27 protein-coding genes and 1 pseudogene are annotated in these 23,684 nt (G+C 67.8%); 15 read left to right on the top strand and 13 right to left on the bottom strand.

The window, feature by feature from the left end:
* Positions 1 to 261 precede the first annotated feature (261 nt).
* Genes QOC69_RS14160 through QOC69_RS14150 form a run of 3 tightly spaced genes read right to left on the bottom strand, consistent with a single transcriptional unit; the run spans position 262 to position 2,616 of the window.
* Positions 262 to 1,074 (bottom strand): Cof-type HAD-IIB family hydrolase, encoded by an 813-nt coding sequence (locus QOC69_RS14160; RefSeq protein ID WP_526440498.1) that lies wholly within the window; start codon positions 1,072 to 1,074, stop codon positions 262 to 264.
* Entirely contained in the window at positions 1,074 to 1,820 is a 747-nt protein-coding gene (locus QOC69_RS14155; protein WP_526440496.1) for a lysophospholipid acyltransferase family protein, read from the bottom strand. Before QOC69_RS14155 ends, QOC69_RS14160 begins: the two co-directional genes overlap by 1 nt.
* 7 nt (positions 1,821 to 1,827) lie before the next feature.
* Positions 1,828 to 2,616 carry a lysophospholipid acyltransferase family protein gene (locus tag QOC69_RS14150; protein ID WP_526440494.1) on the bottom strand — a complete coding sequence of 263 codons (789 nt, stop codon included), beginning with the start codon at positions 2,614 to 2,616 and terminating at the stop codon, positions 1,828 to 1,830.
* A 51-nt stretch (positions 2,617 to 2,667) separates the two neighbouring features.
* Between QOC69_RS14150 and QOC69_RS14145 the strand changes: the two genes are divergently transcribed.
* The 4 genes from QOC69_RS14145 (at position 2,668) to QOC69_RS14130 (ending at position 6,415) form a co-directional block, all read left to right on the top strand.
* Positions 2,668 to 3,333 (top strand): phosphotransferase, encoded by a 666-nt coding sequence (locus QOC69_RS14145; protein WP_526440492.1) that lies wholly within the window; start codon positions 2,668 to 2,670, stop codon positions 3,331 to 3,333.
* 56 nt (positions 3,334 to 3,389) lie between these two features.
* Positions 3,390 to 4,934 carry a Rieske 2Fe-2S domain-containing protein gene (locus tag QOC69_RS14140; protein WP_526440490.1) on the top strand — a complete coding sequence of 515 codons (1,545 nt, stop codon included), beginning with the start codon at positions 3,390 to 3,392 and terminating at the stop codon, positions 4,932 to 4,934.
* 144 nt (positions 4,935 to 5,078) lie between these two features.
* On the top strand, positions 5,079 to 5,417 hold the full coding sequence (locus tag QOC69_RS14135; protein WP_526440488.1) for a hypothetical protein: 339 nt from the start codon (positions 5,079 to 5,081) through the stop codon (positions 5,415 to 5,417).
* On the top strand, positions 5,414 to 6,415 hold the full coding sequence (locus QOC69_RS14130) for an NAD-dependent epimerase/dehydratase family protein (protein ID WP_526440486.1): 1,002 nt from the start codon (positions 5,414 to 5,416) through the stop codon (positions 6,413 to 6,415). Before QOC69_RS14135 ends, QOC69_RS14130 begins: the two co-directional genes overlap by 4 nt.
* Here the strand turns inward: QOC69_RS14130 and QOC69_RS14125 are convergent.
* From QOC69_RS14125 to QOC69_RS14115, 3 genes are read right to left on the bottom strand one after another with little or no spacing between them, the layout of a single operon-like run.
* On the bottom strand, positions 6,412 to 7,215 hold the full coding sequence (locus QOC69_RS14125) for a DUF5718 family protein (RefSeq protein WP_526440504.1): 804 nt from the start codon (positions 7,213 to 7,215) through the stop codon (positions 6,412 to 6,414). The two genes, QOC69_RS14130 and QOC69_RS14125, sit on opposite strands and share 4 nt — an antisense overlap.
* Positions 7,216 to 7,255: 40 nt before the next feature.
* Entirely contained in the window at positions 7,256 to 8,509 is a 1,254-nt protein-coding gene (serS, locus tag QOC69_RS14120; RefSeq protein ID WP_526440484.1) for a serine--tRNA ligase, read from the bottom strand.
* A 9-nt stretch (positions 8,510 to 8,518) separates the two neighbouring features.
* A complete protein-coding gene (locus QOC69_RS14115) occupies positions 8,519 to 8,866 on the bottom strand; it encodes an ankyrin repeat domain-containing protein (protein ID WP_526440502.1) in 348 nt (115 codons plus the stop codon).
* Positions 8,867 to 9,034: 168 nt separating this feature from the next.
* Between QOC69_RS14115 and QOC69_RS14110 the strand changes: the two genes are divergently transcribed.
* On the top strand, positions 9,035 to 10,498 hold the full coding sequence (locus tag QOC69_RS14110; RefSeq protein WP_526440482.1) for a septum formation family protein: 1,464 nt from the start codon (positions 9,035 to 9,037) through the stop codon (positions 10,496 to 10,498).
* A gap of 5 nt (positions 10,499 to 10,503) precedes the next feature.
* Positions 10,504 to 10,854: a metallopeptidase family protein gene (locus QOC69_RS14105; protein ID WP_526440480.1), complete on the top strand. Its 351-nt coding sequence runs from the start codon at positions 10,504 to 10,506 to the stop codon at positions 10,852 to 10,854.
* A 257-nt stretch (positions 10,855 to 11,111) separates the two neighbouring features.
* Here the strand turns inward: QOC69_RS14105 and QOC69_RS14100 are convergent, their stop codons facing one another.
* Both QOC69_RS14100 and pheA read right to left on the bottom strand, forming a co-directional pair.
* Positions 11,112 to 11,798 (bottom strand): histidine phosphatase family protein, encoded by a 687-nt coding sequence (locus tag QOC69_RS14100; RefSeq protein WP_526440478.1) that lies wholly within the window; start codon positions 11,796 to 11,798, stop codon positions 11,112 to 11,114.
* Positions 11,795 to 12,700 (bottom strand): prephenate dehydratase, encoded by a 906-nt coding sequence (gene pheA / locus QOC69_RS14095; protein WP_526440476.1) that lies wholly within the window; start codon positions 12,698 to 12,700, stop codon positions 11,795 to 11,797. The genes QOC69_RS14100 and pheA overlap by 4 nt, the downstream gene beginning before the upstream one ends.
* A 127-nt stretch (positions 12,701 to 12,827) precedes the next feature.
* On the opposite strand from pheA, the pseudogene QOC69_RS14090 reads away from it, so the two are divergent.
* The 4 genes and pseudogenes from QOC69_RS14090 to QOC69_RS14075 all read left to right on the top strand — a co-directional run bounded on the left by QOC69_RS14090 (position 12,828) and on the right by QOC69_RS14075 (position 16,369).
* A pseudogene (locus tag QOC69_RS14090) lies at positions 12,828 to 13,642 on the top strand (DUF2470 domain-containing protein).
* Positions 13,643 to 13,664: 22 nt separating this feature from the next.
* Entirely contained in the window at positions 13,665 to 14,432 is a 768-nt protein-coding gene (locus QOC69_RS14085; RefSeq protein ID WP_526440474.1) for a CPBP family intramembrane glutamic endopeptidase, read from the top strand.
* A gap of 31 nt (positions 14,433 to 14,463) precedes the next feature.
* Complete coding sequence (locus tag QOC69_RS14080; protein ID WP_526440472.1) at positions 14,464 to 15,696, top strand: LCP family protein; 1,233 nt, start codon at positions 14,464 to 14,466, stop codon at positions 15,694 to 15,696.
* 127 nt (positions 15,697 to 15,823) lie between these two features.
* Positions 15,824 to 16,369: a ferritin gene (locus QOC69_RS14075; protein ID WP_526440470.1), complete on the top strand. Its 546-nt coding sequence runs from the start codon at positions 15,824 to 15,826 to the stop codon at positions 16,367 to 16,369.
* Here QOC69_RS14075 and QOC69_RS14070 read toward each other — a convergent pair.
* From QOC69_RS14070 to QOC69_RS14060, 3 genes are read right to left on the bottom strand one after another with little or no spacing between them, the layout of a single operon-like run.
* The gene (locus tag QOC69_RS14070; RefSeq protein WP_526440468.1) at positions 16,366 to 17,202 is read right to left on the bottom strand and encodes a glycerophosphodiester phosphodiesterase; all 837 of its coding nucleotides are present in this window, start codon (positions 17,200 to 17,202) and stop codon (positions 16,366 to 16,368) included. The genes QOC69_RS14075 and QOC69_RS14070 overlap by 4 nt on opposite strands.
* Positions 17,203 to 17,206: 4 nt before the next feature.
* Positions 17,207 to 18,274: a DUF4328 domain-containing protein gene (locus QOC69_RS14065; RefSeq protein WP_526440466.1), complete on the bottom strand. Its 1,068-nt coding sequence runs from the start codon at positions 18,272 to 18,274 to the stop codon at positions 17,207 to 17,209.
* An 18-nt stretch (positions 18,275 to 18,292) separates the two neighbouring features.
* Positions 18,293 to 18,634, bottom strand: a complete 342-nt coding sequence (locus QOC69_RS14060) for a rhodanese-like domain-containing protein (protein WP_526440464.1) — start codon at positions 18,632 to 18,634, stop codon at positions 18,293 to 18,295.
* A gap of 474 nt (positions 18,635 to 19,108) precedes the next feature.
* Here QOC69_RS14060 and QOC69_RS14055 point away from each other — a divergent pair, with 474 nt between their 5' ends.
* A complete protein-coding gene (locus tag QOC69_RS14055; protein WP_526440462.1) occupies positions 19,109 to 19,267 on the top strand; it encodes a hypothetical protein in 159 nt (52 codons plus the stop codon).
* An 82-nt stretch (positions 19,268 to 19,349) separates the two neighbouring features.
* On the opposite strand, the gene sodN is transcribed toward QOC69_RS14055, so the two are convergent.
* Positions 19,350 to 19,772 (bottom strand): superoxide dismutase, Ni, encoded by a 423-nt coding sequence (sodN, locus tag QOC69_RS14050; protein WP_526440460.1) that lies wholly within the window; start codon positions 19,770 to 19,772, stop codon positions 19,350 to 19,352.
* An 85-nt stretch (positions 19,773 to 19,857) separates the two neighbouring features.
* Here sodN and QOC69_RS14045 point away from each other — a divergent pair, with 85 nt between their 5' ends.
* The 4 genes from QOC69_RS14045 (at position 19,858) to QOC69_RS14030 (ending at position 22,590) form a co-directional block, all read left to right on the top strand.
* Positions 19,858 to 20,157 carry a S26 family signal peptidase gene (locus QOC69_RS14045; protein WP_526440500.1) on the top strand — a complete coding sequence of 100 codons (300 nt, stop codon included), beginning with the start codon at positions 19,858 to 19,860 and terminating at the stop codon, positions 20,155 to 20,157.
* A gap of 109 nt (positions 20,158 to 20,266) precedes the next feature.
* Positions 20,267 to 20,800 (top strand): peptidase, encoded by a 534-nt coding sequence (locus QOC69_RS14040; RefSeq protein WP_526440458.1) that lies wholly within the window; start codon positions 20,267 to 20,269, stop codon positions 20,798 to 20,800.
* Positions 20,801 to 21,059: 259 nt separating this feature from the next.
* Positions 21,060 to 21,755 (top strand): TMEM165/GDT1 family protein, encoded by a 696-nt coding sequence (locus QOC69_RS14035; RefSeq protein ID WP_526440456.1) that lies wholly within the window; start codon positions 21,060 to 21,062, stop codon positions 21,753 to 21,755.
* Between the two features lie 436 nt (positions 21,756 to 22,191).
* Entirely contained in the window at positions 22,192 to 22,590 is a 399-nt protein-coding gene (locus QOC69_RS14030) for a helix-turn-helix domain-containing protein (RefSeq protein ID WP_149370335.1), read from the top strand.
* 50 nt (positions 22,591 to 22,640) lie between these two features.
* On the opposite strand, the gene QOC69_RS14025 is transcribed toward QOC69_RS14030, so the two are convergent.
* Positions 22,641 to 23,684 (bottom strand): hypothetical protein (locus QOC69_RS14025; protein ID WP_526440453.1); only part of this gene is annotated, 1,044 nt, incomplete at its 5' end.

Below are 23,684 nucleotides of genomic sequence, written 5' to 3'. Positions count from 1 at the left end.
GGGGCTGGGATTGGTAGGTGTGGTTTCGGATTGGTGATCAGGCATCGGCGGGCAGGACCCTGCCGCGGACAGTGGACCGTGGCGGGCACTCCACCGGCCAGGCCTGACCGCCACCGTTGCCACGATGGCGGGCACGGCAGTTCCGGCCCACCGGCCGCACGCGATGCGCACCGGTTCACCGGAGAACACCTGCCCGCCGCGGCCAAGACCGTTCGGGCCGCAACCGAGCAGAACTCACTGCTGCTCACTCACCAGGAACGGTCAGAGCCACCACCGTTCCAGCACGCGAGCCAGACCGTCGTCGGTGTTGGGCGCGGTGACCTCGTCGGCGGCCTCCATCGCCTCCGGATGGGCGTTGCCCATCGCCACCCCGAGCCCCGCCCACCGCAGCATCGGCACGTCGTTGGGCATGTCACCGAACGCCACGACGTCCTCGGCGGTGATGTCCAGCGGGCGGGCCACCTCCTCGACGCCGGTCGCCTTGCTGATCCCGAGCGGCACCACCTCGATGAGCCCGTTGTTGGTGGAGTAGGTCAGGTCGCCTTCGATGCCGATGTGCTTGGCCAGCGCCGCGGCCATGTCCGCGCTGCGGGCGCCCGCCTTGCGGATGAGCAATTTGACCGCGGGCGCACTGAGCAGGTCCTCGACGGACACCTCGGTGTTGTCCGGATTGAGCCACGCGTGCTCGTATCCAGGCGAACTGACGAACTGCGGTGTCACCGCGTCGTGCGCGCTGCGGCCCACGCGTTCCACGGCCAGTCCGGCGCCGGGGATCACCCTAGTGGCCATCTCGGCCAGCACGGCGAGCTGTTCTGGCGACAGCGTCCGGGCGGACAAGATCCGGTCCGTCGCCGAGTCGTAGATCACCGCGCCGTTCGCGCACACCGCCATCGGAGCCAGGCCGAGCGCGTCGACGACCGGCGCGATCCACCGCGGCGGCCTGCCCGTCGCGAGCACGAACTGCGCGCCGGCGTCGACGGCGGCCCGTACTACGGCCCTGGTGCGCGAGGTGACCCGTTCGTCGCCGTCGAGCAGCGTGCCGTCGACGTCGGTGGCGATCATTGCAGGCAGCATCAGTGCTTCTCCGCCTGCCTGCGGGCCCGCTCCGCGAGCTCGGTCTCGTCGAGCACCCTGGCCTCCTCCATCGTGGGAGCGCTGCCACCGAGCCGGTGCGGCACCCAATACTCGCCGTCGGGGTGCGGATAGTCCGCCTGTACCCGGTGCAGCAGGGCGGTCATCTCCTCGCGCAGTTCGGCCATCACCGCATCGATGGTGCCCGATGGCACGTACGGCGGGTCCACCGCCACGGTGATCGGAATCTTGTTGCGGCCAATGTGCTTCGGATGATCCTTCGTCCAGATGCGCTGGGCACCCCAGACGACGAGCGGGATGATCGGGGCCCCGGCCTCGAGCGCCATCCGCGCCGCCCCGGTCTTGAACCCCTTCAACTCGAAGCTGCGGCTGATCGTCGCCTCGGGGTACACGCCGACGAGTTCGCCTTCGCGCAACCGGTCGACGGCCACCGAGTAGGCGTCGGCACCGGCGCCACGGTCCACGGGGATGGTCCGGGAGTGCCTGATCAGAAAGTCGACGATCTTCACTTCCTGCATCTCGGCCTTGATCATGAACCGCAGGCGCCGCTTGCGGTACATCGCGGCCAGCCCCGCAGGGAGGAAGTCGATGTAGCTGGTGTGATTGATCGCCACGACCGCACCGCCGGCGGAAGGAATGTTCTGCAGACCGTGGTAGGTGATCTGCGTCCCAGTCACCCGTACCGCCGTCCTACCCGCGATCTCGAGACTGCGGAAGACCGGTTCCATGCCAGCCCTACTCCGGCAGATCGTCCGGCGCGGATCGTTGGGCGCGGCGGGCGACCTTCGCCTGAGCTTTTTGGTTGGCCTCTTCGAGGTCCATCCTGTTGGCCTCCGCCAGCGTCGGCGCGCCGCCGCCGAGCCGGTGCGGAACCCAGAACTCGCCGGGCGGGTGGGCACCGTAGGCATCCTGCGCCCGCTCGAGCAGGTGCTGCATGCGGGAGTGGAGCAGCGCGGTCAACTCGGCGGCGGGCAACGTCGGGTAGATCGGCTCGCCGACGGTGATCGAGATCGGCACCTTCGGACGCCACATCGTGCGCGGGTGGCCCTTGGTCCAGATCCGCTGGGCACCCCAGACGACGTGCGGGACGATCGGCACGTCGGCGCCGATGGCCATCCGGGCCGCCCCCGACTTGAACTCCTTGATCTCGAAGCTGCGGCTGATCGTCGCCTCCGGGTACACGCCGACCAGCTCGCCCCCCTTGAGCCGCTGGCAGGCCTCGGCGAACGAGGAGGCGCCGTTGTCGCGGTCCACCGGGATGTGGCGCAGGCTGCGCATGATGGGCCCGCTGACCTTGGAGTCGAACACTTCCTTCTTCGCCATGAACCGCACCTTGCGCCCGCGGTGCTGCTGGTAGGCGGGCAGCCCGGCGAAGGTGAAGTCGAAGTAGCTGGTGTGGTTGATGGCAATCACAGCACCGCCGGTGACGGGCAGGTTCTCCACACCGACGACGGTGAACTTCAGTCCCTGCAGCCACCACACGAGGCGGGCGGCTTGAATGACAGTCCCGTATACCGGCTCCACGACCTCAGCCTAATGCGGTTGCCTCGGCGATCTCATGGAAAGGTCGGTTGGGTGACCTTTCCAACTGAAGCAGTAACCGTGCCGAACATCGTCGTCGACTTGGCGGGAGCCCGCGAGGTGAGCGCGGTCTGGCTCAACGAGCTCGGTGGTGCGACGTTCTCGCTGGCGGGCGAGGAGTTCGTGAAGGTGTACCCCGATTCCCACGCCGCACGGCTGGTCTCCGAGGAGCAGCGAATGCGGTGGGCGATCGACTACCACCCGGTGCCGCGGGTGCTGTCGTCCGGCCCGGGCTGGCTGCATACCGCGGCGATACCGGGGCGTTCGGCAGTCGATCCACATTGGGTTGCACGTCCGCGCACCGCCACTCGCGCGATCGGGGAAGGGCTCCGCCGCCTGCACGACGCTCTGCCGGTCGACGCTTGCCCGTTCGGCACACCGTCCTGGGTGCATGCCGACGCACCGCCCGCGGATCTGCTGGTGGTCTGCCACGGCGACGCATGCCCGCCCAACACCCTCATCGGCGACGACGCCGTTTGGACCGGGCACGTCGATCTCAGTGACCTCGGGGTGGCCGACCGGTGGGCGGATCTGGCGGTGGCCGCAATGTCGCTGGAATCGGACTTCGAGCCGGGACTCGAAGCCGAGCTCCTCGACGCGTACGGCATCGATGCCGACGACGAGCGGATGGCCTACTACCGCGCGCGCTGGGAGGAATAGCCCGGGCCGTCCCGCTAAGCTCGACACGATCGCACGCATCGCAGGGAAGGCCATCAGTGCAGGTCACAAGCGTCGGACACGCAGGGTTCCGAATCGATACCGCCGCCGGGAGCATCCTGTGCGACCCGTGGGTCAACCCTGCCTACTTCGCGTCGTGGTTCCCGTTCCCCGACAACAGCGAGCTGGACTGGGATGCGCTGGGGGATGTCGACTACCTGTACGTCTCGCACCTGCACAAGGACCACTTCGACCCGGTCAACCTTCGTGCGCACGTCAACGAGGACGCGGTGGTGCTGCTGCCCGACTACCCGGTGCCGGACCTACGCACCGAGTTGGAGAAGCTGGGATTCCACCGGTTCTTCGAGACCACGGACTCGGTGAGACACCGCGTCAGCGGACCCAAGGGTGATCTCGACGTGATGATCATCGCGTTGCGCGCGCCGGCCGACGGTCCGATCGGCGACTCCGGGCTGGTGGTGTCCGATGGCGAGACCGTCGCCTTCAACATGAACGACGCGCGCCCCGTCGACCTTGAAGTCTTGGAGTCCGAATTCGGCCACGTCGACGTGCACATGCTGCAGTACTCCGGCGCCATCTGGTATCCGATGGTCTACGACATGCCGGCGCGGGCCAAGGAGGCGTTCGGCACCCAGAAGCGTCAGCGCCAGATGGACCGCAGCAGGCAGTACATCGCGCAGGTGGACGCGACCTGGGTGGTGCCGTCCGCGGGGCCGCCCTGCTTCCTGGATGCCGAACTGCGCGACCTCAACGACGATCACGGCGACCCCGCGAACATCTTCCCCGATCAGGTGGTGTTCCTGGACCAGATGCGCCGCGCCGGCCACGACCGCGGCCTGCTGCTGATCCCGGGGTCGACGGCGGAATTCTCGGGCTCGCAACTGAATTCGCTGACCCACCCGGTTCCCAACCCGGAGTCGATCTTCACCACCGACAAGGCCGCCTACATCGAGGGCTACGCCCGGCGGATGGCACCCGTGCTGGCCGCGGAGAAGGCGCGCTGGGCTCCGGCTTCCGGGGAATCGCTGCTCGAACCGCTGCGGGCCAGGTTCGAGCCGATCATGAGCCAGACCGACCAGATCTGCGACGGCATCGGTTATCCGGTCGAACTGCGGCTGGGGGCTGAAACAGTCGTGCTCGACTTCCCGAAACGTGCGGTGCGCGAACCGGTCCCGCACGAGAAGTTCCGCTACGGCTTCGAGATCGCACCCGAGTTGGTGCGTACCGTGCTGCGCGACGACGAGCCGGACTGGGTGAACACCATCTTCCTGTCCACCCGGTTCCGCGCCTGGCGGGTCGGCGGCTACAACGAGTACCTGTACACCTTCTTCAAGTGCCTGACCGACGAGCGGATCGTCTACGCCGACGGCTGGTTCGCCGAGACGCACGACGACTCTGCGTCGATCACGTTGGACGGCTGGGAGATTCAGCGCCGGTGTCCGCACCTGAAGGCCGACCTGTCGAAGTTCGGCGTGGTGGAGGGCTCGACGTTGACGTGCAACCTGCACGGCTGGTCGTGGAACCTGACCAACGGCCGCTGCCTGACGTCACGGGGGCACGAGTTGAGGGCTTCGAAGAAATGACCCGAAGACGATCGCGAGTGAGGATCGCAGCGAGGCACGAGCGAGTACCGGAGCGAGCGGGAGTCGAGACATGACCCGAAGACGATCGCGAGTGAGGATCGCAGCGAGGCACGAGCGAGGACCGGAGCGAGCGGGAGTCGAGACATGACCCGGCCCGGCCCGCAGTACGACGACGGCCTCATCCAACTGGACCGGCAGGCCATTACGTTGCGCCGCTACCACTTTCCGTCCGGCACGTCGAAGGTCATCCCGCTGCGGTCCATTCGCGGTTACAAGACGGAGTCGCTGGGCCTGGTGATCAACCGCTTCCGCATCTGGGGCAGCGCGGACCTGCGGCGCTGGCTTCCGCTCGACGTGTGGCGCCCGATCAAGTCGACGCTCGTGACGCTTGACGTACCCGGCACCCGGCCGAGCCCGGCGTTCACCCCGTTGCGTGCGAGTGAGTTCATCGCGACCCTGGACGCGGTGCTCGCCGACCGATGATCCGGCGCGTCTTGGTCACCGGTAGTTCCGGCCATCTAGGCGAAGCGCTCGTCCGGACCCTCCGCGACCGGGGCACCGACGTCGTCGGTGTGGACGTGCGGCCGTCGGAGTGGACCGACGTCGCCGGGTCGATCGCAGACGGCGAACTGACCCGGACGATCCTCGACGGTGTCGACGCCGTGCTGCACACCGCGACACTGCACAAGCCGCAGGTCGCCTTCCTTCCGGCCCAGGCGTTCGTGGACGTCAACGTCACGGGCACCCTCACCCTCCTGGAATCGGCGGTCAACGCCGGCGTGCGGTCGTTCGTGATGACGTCGTCGACCACCGTCTTCGGCGACGCCCTGATCCCGGCACCCGGCGCACCCGCGGCGTGGATCGATGAATCCGTCGTGCCCGTCGCCAAGAACATCTACGGCTCCACCAAGGCAGCGGCCGAGGACCTGTGCCGACTGGCCAGCCGCAACCAGGGTCTGCCGTGCGTCGTCCTGCGAACGTCGCGCTTCTTCCCAGAGGCGGACGACTCGCCCGATCCTGCCGACGGACGCAGCGACGACAACGTCAAGGCCGACGAGTACGCATTTCGTCGGGTTGCCCTCGAAGACGTCGTCGACGCCCACCTCCTGGCGGCCGAGCACGCGGCGGATGTCGGGTTCAGGCGCTACGTCGTCTCCGCCACGACCCCGTTCACTTCGGCCGACCTGCCGCAGTTGCGCACGGACGCGGCAGAAGTGTTCGCCCGACGAGCGCCCGCGACGGCCGCAGAATGGCAGCGGCGGGGCTGGCAGTTTCCGGCCCGAGTCGACCGCGTGTACGTCAATCGACTGTCCCGCGACGAGCTCGGGTGGGCGCCACGATTCGATCTCGACGCGATATCAGCGCTCGTCGCGTCGACGGGCGGAGTCAGGACCCCGCTGGCGCGGGTGGTCGGGTCGAAGGAGTACCCCGGAAGTACGTATCACCGGAGCGAGTTCCGACCGACCTCGTCCGAGGTCTAACCCGAAACCGTCTGCCGCAGTTCGGAGAACGCGTCCGATGCGGTGTCGTACACCCGGACGATCGCCTGGTCACCGGGTTGCAGGTACGTCGACTCCCCGAGCGGGGTGTAGCGCGTCGCGCCGATCCCGATCAGGACGTGCTCCGGATGCCCGCTGGCGACCATGAGTGCCCCCACGTCCTCCAACGGCGTTTCGGGTGAGCCCTTCTGATTGGCCAGGCGCTCGGTGATCCAGTCGAGCAGGACCTCACCGTAGTACGAGTAGCCGAGCAGTGGACTGTCGACGCCGTACTCGTGCTCCTCGCCCGCGGCGGTATGCAGATGGCAGACCAACCGCAGCGTCGACGTCGGTCCGTCCGGAGTCAGGTCGCCGACGTCGAAGAACTGCGCCGCAACGCCTTTGGAGGCGGGGCCCCAGTTCTTCTTGTGACTGATCTTCGGTGCGTTGGGCCGTCGGATCGAGCAGTCGTTGAACGCGCCAAGCGCGAAGGGTTGCAGCGTCACGACCGTGTCGCCCTGCCAGACCACCCTGCATGCGAGTCCGACCTCGGGTTCGATCTGCAGGTTCAGCGGGCTGTCGCTTTCCGGCAGCTTGATGGCATCGTGCGACAGCGGGAACTCCCCGAGGAAGCCGTCGTAACCCGGTGCGTACCAAGGGAAGATGCCCTTGGGTGCTGAGCCTTCCGAGGTTACGTTGACGAAGTCCGCGGCCTCGCCTGCCTGCTCGAGATGGCCCGCGAAATTGCCTGCGACACCGAATCCGAACCAGGTCCGCAGGTCATCGAAGCCGAGTTCCAGCATGGAGAGTTCTGTCTTACTCATGATTCGCTCGCAAGCTCGCTCATGGTTCCAGCACCGACCTTCCGACGTAGGGCACCAGCGCGTCCGGCACCCGCACGCTCCCGTCGGGTTGCTGGTGGTTCTCCAGGATGGCGACCAGCCATCGGGTGGTGGCCAACGTGCCGTTGAGTGTCGCCGCCACCTGCGGCTTGCCGTTCTCGTCGCGGTAGCGGGTGGACAATCGCCGCGCCTGGAACGTGGTGCAGTTCGACGTGGACGTCAGCTCCCGGTAGGTGCCCTGCGTCGGCACCCACGCCTCGCAGTCGAACTTGCGCGCTGCCGAGGATCCGAGATCACCTGCCGCGGTGTCGATCACGCGATAGGGCACCTCGATGAGCGCCAGCATCTCGCGCTGCCAGCCGAGCAGTCGCTGGTGCTCGGCCTCGGCTTCCTCGGGCATGCAGTAGACGAAGGCCTCGACCTTGTCGAATTGGTGCACCCTGATGATGCCGCGGGTGTCCTTGCCGTAGCTGCCCGCTTCGCGGCGGAAGCACGTCGACCAGCCCGCATAGCGTCGCGGACCGCCGGACAGATCGAGGATCTCGTCGGCGTGATAGCCGGCCAGCGGAACCTCCGACGTGCCGACGAGGTACATGTCGTCGGCCTCGAGCCGGTAGACCTCGTCGGCGTGCGCTCCAAGGAAGCCGGTGCCCGCCATGACCTCCGGGCGCACCAGCACGGGCGGGATGACGAGGGTCAGGCCGTTCTCGGTGGCAAGCCGGACCGCCAGCTGCATCACGCCGAGCTGGAGCAGGGCGCCGAACCCGGTGAGGAAGTAGAAGCGCGACCCCGACACCTTGGCGCCGCGCTCCATGTCGATCAGCCCAAGGGACTCGCCGAGTTCCAAGTGGTCCCTGGGGTTTTCGAGCGCGGGCGGCTCGCCGACCGTATCGATCACGACGAAGTCGTCCTCGCCGCCTGCGGGCACGCCGTCCAAGATGACGTTGGACAGCGCCATGTGCGCCGCGGTGAACGCGGCCTCGGCGGCGGCCTGTTCGGCTTCGGTGGCCTTGACCTGCTCGGCCAACTCCTTGGCCCGCGCCAGCAGGGCGGGCCGTTCCCCGGCGGACGCCGCACCGACGCGCTTGCTGGCCACCTTCTGTTCGGCGCGCAGGTTGTCCGCGGCTGAGATCACCGCGCGCCGCTTGGCGTCGGCGTCCAACAACGCATCGACGAGGGCCGGATCCTCGCCGCGCGCCCGTTGCGACGCGCGCACCCGGTCCGGGTCGTCACGCAGCAGCTTGAGGTCGATCACGGCGCAACCTTACTTTCGGCCGGTCGCCGCGAACATGTCGAGGTAGCCCGTCTGGCCGAACGCCTGCGCGGTGGCCACGGCGGTCGGGTTGCCCGCATGCGGATCGGCGCCTGCGTCGGCGAGCAGGCGAACCACGTCGTCCTCACCCTTGAAGACCGCACCGGCCAGAGGCGTCTGGCCACGGTCGTTGGGCCGGTCGACGTCTGCGCCGCGGGCGGTCAGCAACCGGACCACGTCGGGGTGGCCATGATAGGAGGCCAGCATCACCAGCGTGTCACCCGCCGAGTTCGTCAAATTGACGGGCACGCCGGCGTCCAGGTAGGCCGCGAGGGTCTCTGCGTCCCCGTTGCGGGCCATGTCGAACAGCCGTCCGGCCAGGTCGGCCACCTCGGGGCCGGGGTCGGGCGGTTCGACGTTCACCCGTCCAAATCTAGGCGCCATCGATGCTTCAGTACCGGCCGCGGGGCACAACCACATAACATTACAACTGCAACTCTTGTCACAGGACTCGACGCGCCTGTCACAATGGACCCGATGTTGGATGCACCCGATCGCGAGGATCTGCTCGCCAACGAGTCTGATCGACGATCAGGCTCGACGCATTGGTGGCAAAGCCTGCAGGCCAACTCGACGCGACGCGGCCTGCTGCTCACGGCCCTGGGCGGCCTGCTCATCGCCGGCCTCATCACGGCGCTGCCCGCGGGCGAGGACGGCAAGAGCCCGATCGGTCTGATCGGCGGCACTTCGCTCGGCGCCCGCGGCAGCGACACGTTCGACCACGCCAAGAGCGGTGACTGCCTGAACTGGCCGGAGCGCACCCCGGACGCGGCACAGATCGTCGACTGCAAGGACGAACACCGCTTCGAGGTCTCCGAGGCCATCGACATGCGGACGTTCCCCGGCAGCGAGTACGGACCCGACGCGGCGCCCCCGTCGCCCGCGCGCATCCAGCAGATCAGCTCGGAGCAGTGCCAGGCCTCCGCACGCCAGTACCTCGGCGCCAAGTACGACCCGAACGGCAAGTTCAACGTCAGCCTGCTGTGGTCCGGTGACAAGGCGTGGCGCCAGTCCGGTGAACGCCGGATGCTGTGCGGCCTGCAGTTGCCCGGCCCGAACAATCAGCAATTGGCATTCCGGGGCAAGATCGCCAACGTCGACCAGTCGAAGGTGTGGTCGGCAGGAACGTGTCTCGGCATCGACCCGGCGACCAACCAACCGACGGACATCCCTGTCGACTGCGGCGCGCCGCATGCCATGGAGGTCACCGGCGCGGTGAACCTTGCGGAGAAGTTCCCCGGCGAGCTGCCCGCGGAGGCCGATCAGGACGCGTTCGTCAAGGATGCGTGCACCCGGATGACCGATGCGTACCTGGCACCGATCCAGCTGCGCAGCACCACGCTCACGCTGATCTACAGCACGATCTCGCTGCCGAGCTGGTCGGCGGGCAGCCACCAGGTGTCGTGCAGCATCGGCGCCACATTGGGCAACGGTGGCTGGTCGACGCTGCTGAACAGCGCCAAGGGGCCGCTGGCCATCAACGGGCAGTCGCCGGTGCCGCCACCGGACATCCCCGGCGAGCGGCTGAACTTGCCGCCGATCCCGATGCCGCCGCCGGTCGACACGTCCAGCCAGGTGTCGTCGCAGATCGACCTCAGCGACCAGGGCCAGAGCAGCCAGAGCAGCCCGACCAACCAGGGGAACGCGCACCTGCCTGGTCAGTCGACGGCGACCAGCGACACCGCAGACACCGGAACAAGCCCGACCTCGGCGGCGCCCCCGCCGCAGGGCAACACCTTCCTCAACGGTCCGCCGCCACCGCCGGCGGGACCGCCGCTGGACGGACCACCGCTTGACGGGCCGCCTCCCCCACCGGGTGACGTGCCGCCTCCCCCCGCTGGCGGGCCGCCACCCGGACCCGGACCCGCGCCGGGCCCGGTAGATCCCGCGGCCCCGCCCCCCGCTCCGATACTGCTGCCCCCGGGGGCCTAACGGCGATGGCCGTGCGGATGAGCCCGCAACGGTTCGACGAGCTGGTATCCGATGCGCTGGACCAGATTCCCCCCGAACTGACCGCGGCGATCGACAACGTCGTGGTTCTCGTCGAGGGCCGGCATCCCGACGAGCCCGACCTCCTGGGCCTCTACGAGGGGATCGCGCTGACCGAACGCGACTCGTCGTACGGCGGGTCCCTGCCCGACGCCATCACGATCTACCGCGATGCACTGTTGGACATCTGCGACACCGAGGACGACGTGGTCGAGGAGGTCACGGTGACGGTCGTCCACGAGATTGCTCACCACTTCGGCATCGACGACGACCGGCTGCACGAACTGGGGTGGGCTTGACTGCGCGCGCCGGTGTGGATTCGTCGCCACCTGGTGCTATGAACGGGACATGAGTTCGTGGTGCCGGGACTGCCGAGACGGTCTGCAGCACTGTCACGGCGCACTCGTCCACCACGCCCGATTCGGGCCGGAGTGCACCGAAGCGGACTGCGCGAGCCCGGAAGTCGGGCACACGTTCAGCCTCGACTGCGTCGCAATCGGATGTACGTGTGCGCGCGGCGGCGCGGTGCCGGCCGGGTTGGCCGTCTGACCGCAGGTCAGCCCATCGGATCGGCGCCCTGCAGCGCGTCTTCGACCGGGTGCACGTCGGTCTCCGGATAGAACGGCGGCACCAGCGTGCCCCATTGCACGCAGCTCCACCGGTCGTCGGTGATCGGGCTGAGCACGACGCATTCGGCGTTGGCCAGATGGTGTTCGAGTGCGAAGCTGCCGTCCACACCGGCCAACAGGGCTGATACCAGGCGGATGACGGCACCGTGGCTCACCACCACGATGTCGCCGGGCCAGGCGTGGTCGTCGAGGTGGCGCAGGCGTAATTGCGTCACCACCGGGAGGTACCGGTCGAGCACCTGGTGACCGGTCTCGCCGCCGGGTAGCGGCTCGTCCAGGTGGCCCTCGTGCCAGCGCTGGTAGACGGCGTTGAACCGCTCGATCGCGGGCTCGTCGTTGCGGTCCTCGAGCTCGCCGACCTGTACTTCGTGGATGCCATCGAGGCGGTGTGGCTCCAGCGAGAGGTGCTCGCCGATGTCGGCCGCGGTCTCGGTCGCGCGCAACGCATGGGAGTGCGCCACCATTGCCACCGGATGGTGCCAGTTCGCGGCGAACTCACGGGCCTGCTGATGGCCGAGATCGGTCAGAGCGGCGCCCGGCGGCCGGGTGTCGAGGCGGCGCTCCACGTTTGCGTGCGACTGGCCGTGCCGCACCAGCACCAGGCGGCCCGTCATCGCCCCTCCCGGAGGGAGGTCAGCCACCGCGCCGCGTCATCCATCGGGGGAGGTACGGCCCCCGCTGCGGCACCCGTCGGCCACGAACCCAGATATCGCACGGCCTTACAACGTCGGTGCAGTGCTTTGAGTGCCTGGGACACCGGATCGTCGTCGATGTGCCCGACGCAGTCCAGGAAGAACACGTAGGTACCCAACTCGGTTCTGGTCGGCCGGGATTCGATGCGAGTGAGGTCGATGTCGCGGATGGCGAACTCGGTCATCGCCGACACCAGTGCACCGGGGACGTTGTCGAGACGCAGCACCACCGAGGTGCGATCGGCACCGGTGCGGCCCGGCGGCGGTCCTGGCGGTCCCGCCAGCACGAACCGGGTGCGCGCGTTCGGTTCGTCCACGACGCCGTCGGCGAGCGCCGTCAGGCCATACCGCATCGTGGCCAGTTCGGTGGTTACGGCAGCATCGGCGCGGCCCTCTGCCACGTCGACGGCTGCTGCGGCGTTGGAGTCAGCCGCCTGGAACTTGGCCTCTGGCATGTACTTCGCCATCCACCGCGCTACCTGGGCCCGCGCCACCGGGTACGCGGCAATCGACACAGGCTCGGTGACGCCTGCTCGCGCTGCGATGGTGAACGCGATGTCGAGCGTGAACTCGGCGTAGATCTGCAGCGGGTCACCGGTGGACAGGCTGTCCAGCGTCGGGAGCACCGAACCCTCGATCGAGTTCTCGATCGGCACGCAGGCGTAGTCGGCGTCGCCGGCGCGAACCATTTCCAGCGCCGCTGAGGGGCTGCCGGTTGCGAACGGTTCGAACTCGGTCAAGGGCACCATTCTCTCGGCGACCATCTGCAACAACGCCGCTTCGGTGAAGGTCCCCTGAGGTCCGAGGTAGGCGACGCGTGGCACCCGGCAAGCCTATCGGCTCGGAGCGTGGCGTCCCCTGAAGTCGACCCCGAATCGATTGGGAAAGCCTTGCGTCGATCCGGACGTTCTAGTTAAGTTAGGCTTACCTCATTAATTGGAAGGCGATCGAATGACCGTACTGGCACCGAGCACGGCCGAGCGAATCCGCAGTGCGTGCGCCCGCGGCGGCGGCGCGATGCTGGCGGTGGAGGGCGTCGAACCGGCCGCCACGCCGGTACACCATCTGCTCGAGGACGGCTCGTTCGCCATCACGGTGCCGGCCAACGGCTTGCTGGCGGCCATGGTCGCCGGGGGTGGATAGGTGACGATCCTGCCCCTGGCACGTCCGGGGTTCAGGCGGTTTTGGAGATGACGGACTACGCCCCGCTGCCGCTGCGCGAACCGGTGCGGTCACTGGTGTGGATTGGCGGTCGCCTGCACCACATCCCCGCGGGCGACGTGTCAGGGCTGCTCGACCTGATCGCCACCGAGAGCCCCAATCCGGCTCTGCTGCAAGTTAACACCGGTGCCGCGGAAGCCGCGGGCGGTGACACGCCGCATGTGTTGATGCGCATGGAGGTCGACTCGGTGGTTGTCGCCGACTCGACGGGAGGCGAGTCGGTCGGGCTGAGCACGCTGCTCGACGCCCAACCCGATCCGTTCTGCGCACTGGAGTCGTGCTGGTTGCAGCATCTCGAGTCGGCGCACCGCGAGGTGGTTGACCGGCTGGCCAACCGGTTGCCTTCACCGCTGCGCCGTGGTCGCGTCCGCCCGCTGGGGCTGGACCGCTACGGAGTCCAACTGCGGGTGGAGAACGACGACGGCGACCACGACGTGCGGCTGCCGTTCGCCAAGCCGGTCGACGACGTCACGGGCCTGAGTCAGGCGATCCGGGTTCTGATGGGATGCCCGTTCCTCAACGGATTGCGCGCGCGGCGAATCTAACCCTCCCACTACCGTTGCTCCGGTGACCGAGTCGCCGGAAGAACCGACCGCGCCGCGACGGCGGGTGATTCGGATCGAGATCGCGGTCGTACTGGCGGTGACCTTCGGGCTATCCGCCTACACCGCGCTCGTCAGCCTCGTCGAGGCGGTACTGCTCGGTCTCTCCGGGCAGACGGTCGCCCTCAACCGCAAGCTCTCCCCAATCGACCTCATCAATCTGGCGCTGAATCTGGCGTCGGTCTTCCAGCTCGTCGCGTGGGGACTGCTGGGCCTGTACCTGTTGTGGCGCAGCGGTTTAGGACCTAGCCGGATCGGGCTCGGGCGTTTCCGCTGGCGCCCCGACCTACTCGGAGGGCTCGGCCTGGCGGCCTTGATCGGCATCCCCGGCCTCGGCCTCTACCTCGCGGGCCGGGCACTGGGCATCGGGGTGGCGGTGGTGCCGTCCGAGCTTGGCGACACGTGGTGGCGCATCCCCGTGCTCCTCGCAGTGGCGTTCGCCAACGGTTGGGCCGAGGAGGTCATCGTCGTTGCGTTCCTCATGACCCGGTTACGACAGCTCGGCATGTCACCGGTCAAGGTGCTGGTGATCTCCAGCCTGCTGCGTGCGGCCTACCACCTTTACCAGGGCTTCGGCGCCGGGCTGGGGAACCTGGCGATGGGCCTGGTGTTCGGCTACGTGTGGCAGCGCACGGGCCGGCTCTGGCCGCTTGTCGTCGCGCACGGCCTGATCGACGCCGTGGCGTTCGTCGGGTACGCGCTTGCCGCGGGTCACCTCGGCTGGTTGCGATGACGCGGCGCCGTCAGCCCGTAGATTCTTGGCTGTGAACGACAACCGGCCGCCCGCACCGGGGCCGGACCCACGACGGCCGGTCCCGCCGCGGGAACCCCCGCAGGCGATCCGCCGCGACCCGCGCTACCACCAGCCTCCCCCGCCGCGGCAGTCGTCACCTCCGCCTGCCATGCCACCACCGGTCCGGCGGCCACCACCGCCGCCACCCCAGCGCCGGCCGCCGCCGGTCAACCGGCCGCCCCCACCGCACCCGCCACCACCACCGCGGCCGGCCGCCGCGCGCAAGCCACGCCGCAAGCGCCGCTGGGGGCGGATCCTGGTGCTCTACCCGCTCGCCATCCTGCTGATCGTCGCGGCGGCGGTGGTCGGCACCGGATTCTGGCTCGACGGGCACCTGCACCGCATGCCTGCGCTGACCGACTACGCCGAACGGCCCGCGGCGGGTCGCGGCACGACGTGGCTGCTCGTCGGCTCGGACAGCCGCCAGAATCTGACCCCGGAACAACAGGCCGAACTCGCCACCGGCGGCGACATCGGCGACGGCCGCACCGACACGATCCTGCTGATCCACGTGCCCGGCTTCGGATCGGGCACCCCGACCACGATGGTGTCCATTCCGCGTGACTCCTACGTGGAGATCCCCGGGCACGGCGAGGACAAGATCAACGCCGCCTTCGTGATCGGCGGCGCGGCGCTGCTGGCGCAGACGGTCGAACTGGCGACGGGCATGCGGCTGGACCACTACGCCGAGGTCGGGTTCGACGGCTTCGCCCAGATGGTCGACGCCGTCGGCGGTGTCACGATGTGCCCGCCCGAACCGATCAGCGACCCGCTGGCGGGCATCGACCTGCCCGCCGGCTGCCAGGAACTCGACGGCAGGACCGCGCTGGGCTACGTCCGGACCCGCGCCACGCCGCGGGCCGACCTCGACCGGATGAGCAACCAACGCCAGTTCATGTCGGCGTTGATACACCGCGCCGCGAGCCCGGTGGTCCTGGCGAATCCCCTGCGTTGGTACCCGATGACGCACGCCGCCTCCGGATCGGTGACCGTCGACGACGGTGCGCACGTCTGGGATCTGGTCCGGCTCGCGTGGTCGCTGCACGGCACGGTCACGACGACAACGGTGCCGATCGGCGAGTTCACCGGCAGCGACGCGGGTTCGGTCGTGGTGTGGGAACACGACACCGCGAGCCGGTTGTTCACCGCGTTGGCGTCCGACGAAGCCGTCCCACCCGACGTGCTCGAAGCCGGCCAATCGTAGCCAAGCCTTGCCTTCAGCAAACTTCATCGTGCGGCTCTTGCGGGGATCACAGCACTTAGGTCAACCTTGCCTGAATTAGGCATACCTTTGATGACAGTGCCATCTGACCTGCACTATCGTTGCCGCCATGACTGACGCAACGACACTCGACACCAAATTTCACCATCTGATTCAGGCCCAGATCCGCACCGAGTTCACCGCTGCGCAGCAATACATCGCGATCGCCGTCCACTTCGACGCCGCCGACCTGCCGCAACTGGCCAAGCACTTCTACGCGCAGGCCGTAGAAGAGCGCAACCACGCGATGATGCTGGTGCAGTACCTCATCGATCGCGACGTCGAGGTGGAGATCCCCGGCACCGATCCGGTGCGCAACACGTTCGCCTCACCGACCGACGCGCTGCGCCTGGCCCTCGATCAGGAGCGGACGGTGACCGAGCAGATCACCCGGCTCGCCGCCGTCGCCCGCGACGAGGGCGACTACCTCGGCGAGCAGTTCATGCAGTGGTTCCTCAAGGAGCAGGTCGAGGAGGTCGCGCTGATCAGCACCCTGGTCCGCGTGAGCGAACGGGCGGGCGCCGATCTGTTCCACCTCGAGGACTTCGTGGCCCGCGAAGTCGGCGCGGCCGCGGCCGATGCCACGGCTCCGAAGGCGGCAGGCGGAAGTCTCTAACCGTCCGGTTGGTCGCGGCCCGCTCCGGTGAGCCCGTTCTGCAACCAGCCCTTGGTACGTCCCGGATGGTTGGTGGCGACCCATGCGACGCCAACGTCGCGGCAGTACCGAACGTCCTCGTAGTGGTCGACGGTCCAGCAGTACAGGGCGCGGCCGTGGGCGGCGGCCCGGTCGACGAGTTCCGGGTGCTCGCGCAGCGTCGCGATCGAAGGACCCACCGCGGTGGCGCCGACCGTGGTGGCAGCGCTGCCGCCCAGATACCGCGACGTCTCACCGAGTAACACCGTCGGCAGCATCGGGGCCGCCCGTCGGATGCGCCATACCGCGGCCGCGGAGAACGACATCACCACCGCGCGGGACAGATCCGCCGACGCAGGCGCCGCGATGCCGTACCGGTGCAGCAAGGCCAGCACCTTGCTCTCCACCAGCGCGCCGTAGCGCACCGGGTGCTTGGTCTCGATGAAGATCTTCACCGGCCGGTTCCAGTCGAGCACCAGTGCGACGAGGCGGTCGAGGGTGAGCAGCCCGATATCGCCCTGGCTGCCGTCCGCCCGCCAACTCGCATGCCAGGCGCCATAATCCAGCTCACGCAACTGCGCCAGCGTCATCTCGCTGACCAGTCCCGTGCCGTTCGACGTGCGGTCCACCCGGCGGTCGTGCACGCACACCAGATGGCCGTCGCGAGTCAGCCTGACGTCGCACTCCACGCCGTCCGCGCCTTCCCGCAGCGCGAGGTCGTACGCGGCGACGGTGTGCTCCGGCCGGTCAGCCGACGCTCCGCGATGCGCAACCACGAACGGGTGGCCGCCGAGCGTGCCGTCCCCCGAGTTCATGAGGCTATGCTGCCGGTTCCCGCTGTTCGCTTTCAACTGCAACCGGTACGTCAGTGTGCTCGGCGTCGATCGGCTCGGGCTCGTCGCGCACCGGTGGCGCCTCGTCGGGAACGATCACCCAACGCTTGACCGGCCGGTCGACCGCGACTCTCTCGAAGCCGAGCAACACCCGGTGGGCGAGCAGCAGTGCGGCAAGGGCGACCAGGTAGGCCACGATGGTCGTCACGGTGTTGTCGGCGATGCCCTGAGCGTCGCGGGTGAAGCTGGTCGCGATCGAGAACACCGACACCAGCGTGCTGAAGACCCAGACGCACCACCAGGTGACGATGGTGGCGCGCAGGCGGGTCAGGCGGCCCTCGGCGTCAGCCAACTCGATGAGGTAGACCGGCGCCCAGAACAGGTTGACCACCGGCACCAGACAACCGAGCCGCATCTCCCGTGCCGAGCGCGGATCCGTGGTGTCGCGGTGTGCGAACGCCCGTGCCCGCCGCCCGATCAGCCAGTTCGTCAGAACCACCACGCTCGCCACGATCGCGAACAGCGCCAGCACGCTGGCTGCGACGCCGAACCAGGTCGCAAGGCCGGCCACCCACGGGTTCAACAACGTGGAGCGGTTGATCAGAAGCAGCGCGTACCGGGCGATGTGCACCACGGCGGCGAAGCCCAGAAGGACCATGGTGACCAGCAGGGTGCCGCGCACCATCGCGACCGACGGGCCGGAGCGCACTTCTGCGGTCTGCGACGTGGCCGGGTCGTACCGGGCGTCGAAATGATCCGTCAGACCCCAGGGCGGGGTCACCGCGTAGCGGGGCGTGGGCCCAAGGGGGCGGCGGCCGCGGCGGGGCGGCGGCGCGGCGCCCGGCCGGACCGCGATCCAGCGGTAGCCCTGAGGCAGGCGCGGGGGCGTGCGCGGACCCGATTGCAGCGCCGGCGTGGTGGGCCGCGCTCCCCACTGCTGATCGGGTGCGTCCGCCGTCGGCGCCAGCAGAGCGCCCTGGCAGCGTGGACACCAGTCGCGCCTGCGGTCGCGGACGTTCCACCGCGTTGCGCACCGCGAACAGACCTGAATCACGCGACCAGCCTACGGCCCTCAGACTGTGCCCACGCTGCCGTCGTCGGTGACGACGGCACGCCCGGCCCCGGCCCACGCGAGCATGCCGCCGTTGACGTTGATGGGCTCGTATCCGTTGCGGGCCAGATACTGCGCCACCCGCAGCGACCGGCCTCCGGCGTGACACACCACGTACAGCGTTGCATCGGCGTCGATCTCATCGATGCGGGCAGGCACGTCGCCCATCGGAATGTGCTGGGCGCCCGCCGCGTGGCCGCGCTGCCACTCGTCGTCCTCACGGACGTCGAGAAGCACCACCGCCTGGTCGAATGTCACGGGAACGTCGGCGACTTCGGCCGCGCCGACCTCGACGTCAGACATCGGAAGATCCCTTCACGCGCACCATGTGGACCATGCTGGCACGCCGGCCTCGGCGACGCACTCGAGTCGCTGCAGCAATTTGGCGGCTATGCACAGTTTCCACAGATTCATCCACAGGCTCCCAACGGTGCAAATGCGCTCTGAACCGCCGATTCTGTGAACCGACTGTCATTGCCTGGGGATAAACCTGGCGGTCTGCGCAGCATCGATCAACAGGAGACGGGCGCCAGAGCGAACAGGATTGGCGATCTAACCATTCCGTTTTCCGGCCGAGCCCGCGCCTCCGCTCGGTGTGGTTTCGCGGTCTGTATGCGCCGTCTGTACCCCCGCTGTGTGCCGGCTAAACGTCCCATCTAGCGCCGCCGCGGCCCGATTTTCGCGTGGCCGCAGCAAGGGCTATGATCGGCGTCACTACTGATCGCTGTGACAGATCTCACTGGAGGCAACCTTGATCGTGCAGGTCAGGAGTTCGTGATGGCAGCACACCCACTGGGCCCAGGGTCGGCCATCCCGCCCTCGGAGTGGAACTCCTCTGCGCACGTGTACGCGCGCGGGCAGTTGATCGCCTGCGTGCGCGCCGGCGTGATCGCCCTCATCCTGCTTGGCGTGCTCGCGCTGATCGTGTTGCTCTGACTCAAAGCGACGTTCCCACTTAAACGAAGACGGCCGGCTCGGAGCGTGCAGCTCCGGGCCGGCCGTCGTCGTATCGCTGTTGTCAGGCGGGCGGGTAGACGCCCATCCCCTTGGCCTTCTCGGTCTGCCAGAAGATGTCGCTGATCTCGTCGATCGTCTTCAGCAGCTTCTCGGCGACGGCGACGTCGGTCGACTTCTTGACCTCACCCGCACCGTGGACGCCGTCCCAGAACAGCTGGTGCAGATTCGGGAACTGCTCGAAATGGTCCTTGGCGAAGAAGTCGGCCCACAACACCATCAGGTGATGCTTGACCTCTTCGGCGCGCTGCTCCTTGATCAGGATGGCGCGGGTCTTGAAGTGGTCGTCGTCCGAGTCGTTGTACTTCTGGAGCGTCTTCAGGCACGAGAGCGCCTCGATCTTGGCCTGCGCGGGATCGTAGACGCCGCAGTACAGGTCGCAGTGGGCATGGGCAGGGGTGGCGTTCGCAAAGAGTCGATGCAGCATAGGGATAACTTACCCTTTGGGGATGGTCCGCAACCATCGAGCACGACACTGGCCGCTGCGCCGGTTCGCGGTGGTCGAGGACTCGATGCGACCCGTGTTGACCCCGGGCGACGGGCTCCTCGCGCTCCGATGGAGCCGCGCTCGGCGTGACCAATTGCGGGTGTTCCACGACCCGACCCTGCCCACGCGGTGGCTGGTCAAGCGAGTCGGTGACGTGCGCGGCGCCGGTCGCAGCGCGACGTTCGAGGCCCGCTCCGACAATCCCCACGCCCCCGGTGTCGTCGACTCGCGGCAGTTCGGCTGGGTCCCTGCGGCGGGCTCGTACCGCGTGGTCTGGACGGTCCGGCAGGCAAGACCGAAGCCCACTGAGGGCAGTAACGGCTGACTCGTGCGTGCGTGTCCCGCTTGCCCGTTGCGGCCACCTGCCGCATGCTGACTGGATCGACCCACAGCCGTGTCGGGCGCTAGCCGAGTGAGCACCGATCGGAGGCGACATGGATACAGGAGCCGGCGGAGCAGTCGAAGTCGCGCCCTTCCATTCGGGCGGGACCCTGAAGGGGTTCGTGGTCTCGGGCCGATGGCCCGATTCGACGAAGGAATGGGCGCAACTCCTCATGGTCGCGGTCCGGGTGGCGTCGCTGCCCGGATTGCTGGCGACCACAACGATTTTCGGGGTGCGCGAGGAACTACCCGACGAGCCGGCGCCCGGCACGGTCGGACTGGTGCTCGCCGAGGGCACGGTCGTCGGTGAATCCGCCGTCCCGCCAGGCTATTTCGCGCAGCGGATGCCACCCGCACTACTGATGCTGCATCCGCCGTCGGAAACCATGCCATCACTGCCCGAATGCTCGGGAGCCGCATCGGGTTGCGTACTGCTGCCCGGGATCCCGCACCTGGGCTTGGAACATCGCGCGGCCTGGGTCGAGGCGGAGTCCGATGGCACGGTCACCTCGATGGTGAGCCGCGTCGGCGTCGACCTGATCAGTCACCCCGATACCGCCATCTTGGCGATGCTGCTTGCGGCATAAGGGTTTTCGAAGCTCGAGATTCGAAACTCGAAACGACGAATACGGGTGCCCGAACTCGGGCGTGGCGCTGGCGCGCGCGCTCGACGGCCGCTATGGTCGGGTCATCAGCGAAGGGGAGTAGCCCCCAATCGTCGTGTCGACATACTGGCATAAAGCCCGGCCGGCGAACCGCGCCAAGCGGTGGGCGAGACCTTCGACGAAGTGTCCGAATGTGCCGTGAATAACTGGCGCACTGGGCGAAACGTCGAAAGGTTTCGTCATGTTCACCGCCGCACTGGTCAGTCTGGGTGTCGTGTTCCTCGCCGAGCTCGGCGACAAGTCCCAACTGATGACCATGACGTACGCCCTGCGCCATCGTTGGTGGGTCGTGCTTTCCGGGGTGGCCATCGCGTCGTTCCTGGTACACGGACTGTCGGTGACGATCGGCCACTTCGTCGGCCTCACCCTGCCCGCGCGCCCGATCGCGTTCGTCGCCGCCATCGCGTTCCTGCTGTTCGCCGCGTGGACCTGGCGCGACAGCCGCAGCGACGACGACGAGGTGGCGGCGGTTCCGGAACCACGATTCGTGATCTTTGCGGTCATCTCCTCGTTCGTGCTGGCCGAGCTCGGGGACAAGACCATGCTCGCCACCGTCGCGTTGGCCAGCGACCACAACTGGGCAGGCGTGTGGATCGGGGCCACCGCGGGGATGGTGCTCGCCGACGGCGTGGCCATCATCGCGGGCCGGCTCCTGCACCGCAGGCTGCCCGAACGTTTCCTGCACGAGGCGGCCGCGCTCCTGTTCTTGTTGTTCGGGCTCTGGATGCTCTTCGACAGCGCTCTTGGCTGGCCCTCGGTGGCCGTGGCGTCCACCGCCGGGGTAGCCGCCGCGGCGGTCATCACCGCCGCGATCCGGTGGTCCAGGAGCAGGCGGAGCTCCCCGGCTCGGGAATCGTCGCCGGAAACCGCTGCATAGCATCCTGGCTACTACCAGTCGATGGCTTGACCAGGTCCTGCGAGTCTTTCGCCCCGCGTGACGACGTGCGCGAAGTTGGGGCCCGCAGCTACTAATCGCTGACGTCGTTAGTTTTTTGAGCAAATGACGATGTCAGCATGTCCTACCCATATGGGCCGTTGCCGGGAGTGGGCTATGAGCCTGCTGTGACGGAGGTGGGGTGACCTGCGGGTTGGGCAAAACATCGCCAGCGTTATTATTTGCTTGACGATGTCATGAAAGAACCGTGCGATTTTTGCGGAGAACCGCTGCTAGACGGCGTGGCAGCGGATCGAGCGAACGGGTAGGGTCGAGTTTTCGGTGGTTTGCACTTGGCTGTCGGCACATCACTCGCTACGATGATCAGCAAATACACTGCAAAGACGCCCGCACATATCGCTAAGTGGAGGATTAATCGATGAGCATGACCTTCGCCGCCAGGCTGAACCGCCTGTTTGACACCGTCTACCCGCCAGGACGTGGTCCGCATACGTCGGCTGAAGTGATCGCCGCGCTCAAGGCCGAAGGCGTCACCATGTCGGCTCCGTACCTGTCGCAGCTGCGCTCAGGCAACCGGACGAATCCGTCGGTGACCACCATGGCCGCACTTGCCAACTTCTTCAGGATCAAGCCCGCCTACTTCACCGATGACGAGTACTACGAGAAGCTCGACAAGGAATTGACCTGGCTGGCCAACATGCGCGACGAGGGCATCCGCCGTATTGCGGCGCGCACCGTCGGGCTGTCCCCCGAGGCGAAGCAGGATCTGGTTTACAAGGCCGACGAGCTCCGCCGCAGGGAGCATCTCGACGATTAGCCCGGTGCGACGACGTCGCGGCGGCCGGCGAAATCCGATCGAAGTTCGGATCAGGCTGCGGCAACGTCGACGCTGCGGTCCAGTGTTCGATACTGGTCGGCGATCGCGAGGATCCATTCGCGATCCGAGTATGACGATGGCTGACGTAGCCAATTAGGACCGGGAAAACGGGAGTTTGCCGTGTCTCGGTCAGCTCCCCGACCTGCGAGAATCCACCGCGCGATGCGCAGCGCCTGGTCCTCAGGCAACACCGAGAGCGTCGCCGGATCCGAGGAGTCGTCGAGGAAGCTGTCCTCGTCTTCGAGCGTTCGGGTGGCCTCCAGGTACAGCGCGTCGGAGATGAGCGACATCTGCTCGGCGACGCGGAACAGCAGAGGCCCCCGCGGACGCACGCCGATCCCGACATTGGGGTGGCGGGCGTTCAACTCCTCGAGCAGCGGTTGGATGATCCGAAGTTCGCGTCTGGCGCCGAACCAGTCCTCGACACTGGGCAGCAGTGAGCCGCTGGCCACCACCAGCATCGCGCAGCCGAGGAGCGTCGCCGCCGCGCCCACCCCGACGAACCGGGTGTTGCCTGCTGCGCGCAGCAGGAAGAAGGCGCTCGCCAGCACGATGAGCGCGATGCCGATGGTGAACAGGAACAGCGCCCTGCCCCTGCGGGTGCGGTTGGAGTGCCGAGCCCCCGCCCACGCGACCAGCGTCAGCGCAAGCAGCACGTAGAGCAACGGCAGCAGCCACGACAACGACGTGCCCCCCGAACCCAGGTTGCGCCGCAGATACTCCTCGGGTGCCATCTCGGGCTGCTGCGGTGCGATGAAGAAGGCCACCAGAGTCAGCACGGCGATCACCGCCGCCACGACGTACTGAACGATCGCGATGCGCCTGATGGTGGCGGGCCCTCGGCTGGACGAGGCCGACGTAATCATCACGCAACTGCCTGCGGCGCAAGCGATCAACGCGACCTGGCTGAACACCGTGGACACGTTGGGCCACCGCAACAGGGTGTCGATCAGGAGCGTCAGCGGCTGCCAGTTCAGAGCCGCCACCAGCCCTAGGCTGCCCAGCGCGAGAATCATCGCCGCGCTGACCAGAGA

This window comes from Mycobacterium sp. (assembly GCF_032162105.1).
GTDB lineage: Bacteria > Actinomycetota > Actinomycetes > Mycobacteriales > Mycobacteriaceae > Mycobacterium.
This window is presented reverse-complemented; position numbering and strand designations above follow the sequence as displayed.